The organism is Candidatus Magnetobacterium casense (genome assembly GCF_019173545.1).
Taxonomy (GTDB): Bacteria; Nitrospirota; Thermodesulfovibrionia; order Thermodesulfovibrionales; family Magnetobacteriaceae; genus Magnetobacterium; species Magnetobacterium cryptolimnobacter.
Window position 1 is genome coordinate 1 of record NZ_JABXWD010000356.1, and the last position, 3,484, is coordinate 3,484.

The window sequence follows — 3,484 nt, forward strand, 5'->3', positions numbered from 1 at the left end:
CCCTGAATCCGGGTGCATAAACTTTTGGTGGGTAAGATAAACGGGGTCAAGGGGTCAGCGACCCCCGGCTCAGTGGGGGACTGGTCCCCTTGCAGGGGAGGTCAAGGAGCCAGGTGCGACCTGGAGCGGTAAAGAAGGGCGGAGCCGCCCTTCTTGTAGGGGGTAGGGGGCGAAGCCCCCATTCTTTCTTTGACGAAGCCACCAACTACTGTCTTATGCACCCTTCTTTCTCTTTTCTTTACTTGTTGAGGACGTTAAGGACACGTTTTTCTATCCACATTTTGTCCCACCAGGCAACGGGTGTGACATACTGCCCGTGCAACAGCATGGCGAAATGCAGGTGGTCTCCAGCGGCAAACCCCGTCATGCCGCTGTGTGCGACAATCGAGGCCTTCTCCACCTGCTGCCCTACGGCCACGTCAATGGAAGACAAGTGCGCATATAGGCTCATCAATCCAATCCCGTGATCGATTATCACAACATTGCCATAGATGCCAATATCTCCCGTAAATACAACAACCCCGGCGTTGGACGCCTCCACGGGGGTGTTGCTCAACGACGCCAGGTCAAACCCCAAATGACGACTGTGACTGACTATCTTGCCTTCGTACTCATAACTCCTGATGTCGCCAAAGCGGGCAAAGACCTTGCTGTTCTTCATCTGCACAAACGTACCGTTCCACAACATCTTATTGGCGCCGGTCTTGGTCGAGGCATTTATCTTTTCCTCTGCCTCTGTGCGCCACTTTTCGTTGACGGTCTTGAATGCCTCAAGCGGAGGGATGTCGGGTGTGTTCAGCATCGGATAGACTTGTTTTTTTATAAAGCTGTCGGTTATTTTCAGGGTATCTTTCCTGTAAACGGTCTTCTTTACGATTGTCGTGATTGGAGTCGTGGCCTTGTTGCCGGCCTCATCTATGGCCTCGGCAAAGATTGGCGTCTCTACGGGTGTATCCAGCCCTATGGGATAGATGACGAAAAACCGTTGTTTATCGGGCAAGATTTCGTTTGTCGCCGGATATGCGTTTTCTCCCACACGCACGTAGACGGCCTTTGCATCCCTGGACTGTATCAGAGCCGCTGCCGAAGAACCCTGGTCCGTTATGTAGGAACAGTTTATCACGGATACCTCCGGTGGGACCGTGTCTATCGTCACGGGGAGGCGCTCCTGCGTTGTCGCAAAACGCCCCGATACCGCCTTGACAGTCACCTCCGCTTTGCCGTCGCTGAGGGAGAGCTTTTTCGGTTCAACGGTCAGCGTCAGCTCAACCGTCTTACGCTTGGGCATATCCTTTACCAGTGCAGCCTCCTTACCGTCCTGGGTCAACAGAACCTCGACGTACTTGATATCGGCGTTGCTGGTGAGCCGTAGCACGACCACCTTTTGGGCCGGCAGAACACCAAACCCCTGCAACCCTTCTACAACCGGCGCCTTCGCCCTGGAAATAAACAGCACCACACCTGCAGCAATCAGTGCTACCACCATTATTGTCAATATTATGGCTGAATACTTTTTCATCTTATGGTATAACGATCCCGTAGCTTTTAATCTTCCTGTGCAGATTGCTTCGTTCAATCTGTAATGTTTCAGCGGTCTTTGAGACGTTCCACTTGTGTTTTATGAGCTGCTTGATGATGTAATCCTTTTCAAAGTTATCCCGAGCATCCCTGAGGGTTTCAAAGGCAAAATAGTCTATCGATGTGTTCTTGTAGTTGGCCACCTCGGCCCCAGTGATAACCTTGGATTGAACCATTATGAACAATCGTTCGAGCGTGTTCTTTAGCTCCCTGACGTTGCCTGGCCAGTCGTAGCCGTGCAGTATCTTCTGTGCCTCCTGGTCGATGCTCTTGACGGGTTTTCCGTATTCGTTGGCAAAGAGGTTCATGAAGAAGTCTATCAACACGGGCAGGTCTTCCTTTCGCTCACGCAGTGGGGGGACGATTATGGGGATGACGTTGAGCCTGAAGAAGAGGTCTTCACGGAACTTGCCTTCCTTGACCTCCTTTGGGAGGTCCTTGTTGGTAGCCGCTATTATGCGCACATCCACCTTGATGTTCTTGCTACCACCCACGCGCTGAAACTCCTGTGTCTCTATGACGCGTAAGACCTTTGCCTGCGTGGTCATGGACATGTCGCCGATCTCATCCAAAAAGAGCGTGCCCTCATGCGAAAGCTCAAACTTGCCCTTCTTCTTCTCAAATGCACCCGTAAAGGACCCCTTCTCATGGCCAAACAGCTCGCTCTCTATAAGCTCCGTAGGTATTGCCACGCAGTTTACTTCCACAAACGGCTTGTTTGCCCTGTCGCTGTTGAGGTGAAGGTTTCTGGCGACAAGCTCCTTGCCCGAACCACTTTCGCCCATGATCAGGACACGCGCATTACTCTTGCCGGCAATGTCAACCTGACTCTTAAGCTCAAACATGGCGGCAGAGTCGCCGATCATCATGAATCGCTTGACGTTTTCCCTCCTGAGGGACTCGTTTTGCAGTATCAGTTCTTTGCGTTCGATGGCCCGCTTGGCGCTCAGGAGCACTCGCTCCAGCGACAGCGGCTTTTCTATAAAGTCGTAGGCCCCCATCTTGGTGGACTTTACGGCCTGCTCTATCTTGCCGTGACCGGAGATGATTATCACCGGAATGTACGGACTTATACGCTTGATCTCCTCCAGGGTCTCTATGCCGTCCATGCCGGGCAACCACAGGTCAAGGAATATGACGTCGGGCGTGTGCTTGCCGACAAACTCTATCCCCTCCTCACCGGAGGACAGAGCAACAACACTAAAGCCCTCATCCTCAAATATCTCCGACAGGGTCTCTCTGATCCCTTGCTCATCGTCTATTATCAGTATGTTATACTCGTTCATCGCACCCTACAGTCCCTTAAATTTGGTACATCCACAACAGCTCTAATAACAGGGTAGCTCTATCTTAAACGTAGAGCCCCTGGGCACATTGTCACCGACCTTGATCCTTCCCTTGTGCTCCATAACGATCCTTTGCGCTATGGCAAGCCCGAGGCCCGTACCGTTTTTGCGACGGGAGAAGTACGGTTGAAACAGCTTATCCTTGTCCTCTTCATCTATACCCTTACCATTGTCGCTGATCTCTAATAAAATACACGAATGATTCTCATCCTCTTTTACGAGTATGTCTATTTTACCATTTTCTTCCATTGCCTGTATTGCGTTGTCAAAAATATTTATCAGGACACGTTTAAACTGGTCGGGGTCAAGCATTATCTCTGTAACGTCGGTGTCGTAATGCACAGATATTTCCAGGGTTTCGTATTCCCGATACAGGTCCGTGACCTCCTGTATGAGGGTGTCCAGGTGTGAGGGGGCCAGTTCAATGTCTGGCATCCTTCCGTAGCGTGAGAACTCGTTGACCAGGCGCTGGAGGCCATCGACTTCCTTGACGATGGTGCTGGCGGCCTTTTCGATAATCCGGTCAAAGTTTGCGTCGTTGTTTTTCCACCTTTTGAGTA

3 protein-coding genes are annotated in these 3,484 nt (G+C 51.3%); all 3 read right to left on the reverse strand.

The window, feature by feature from the left end; genetic code table 11:
- Positions 1-238 precede the first annotated feature (238 nt).
- The gene (locus HWQ67_RS14730) at positions 239-1,519 is read right to left on the reverse strand and encodes a M23 family metallopeptidase (RefSeq protein ID WP_218253449.1); all 1,281 of its coding nucleotides are present in this window, start codon (positions 1,517-1,519) and stop codon (positions 239-241) included.
- Position 1,520: 1 nt separating this feature from the next.
- Positions 1,521-2,864: a sigma-54-dependent transcriptional regulator gene (locus HWQ67_RS14735; RefSeq protein WP_218253450.1), complete on the reverse strand. Its 1,344-nt coding sequence runs from the start codon at positions 2,862-2,864 to the stop codon at positions 1,521-1,523.
- A gap of 42 nt (positions 2,865-2,906) precedes the next feature.
- Positions 2,907-3,484 (reverse strand): sensor histidine kinase (locus tag HWQ67_RS14740; protein WP_218253451.1); only part of this gene is annotated, 578 nt, incomplete at its 5' end.

Excerpts from the sequence above, each read along its gene's own strand:
- HWQ67_RS14730 (WP_218253449.1), bottom strand. The coding sequence starts at position 1,519 with ATGAAAAAGTATTCAGCCATAATATTGACAATAATGGTGGTAGCACTG.
- HWQ67_RS14735 (WP_218253450.1), bottom strand. The coding sequence starts at position 2,864 with ATGAACGAGTATAACATACTGATAATAGACGATGAGCAAGGGATCAGA.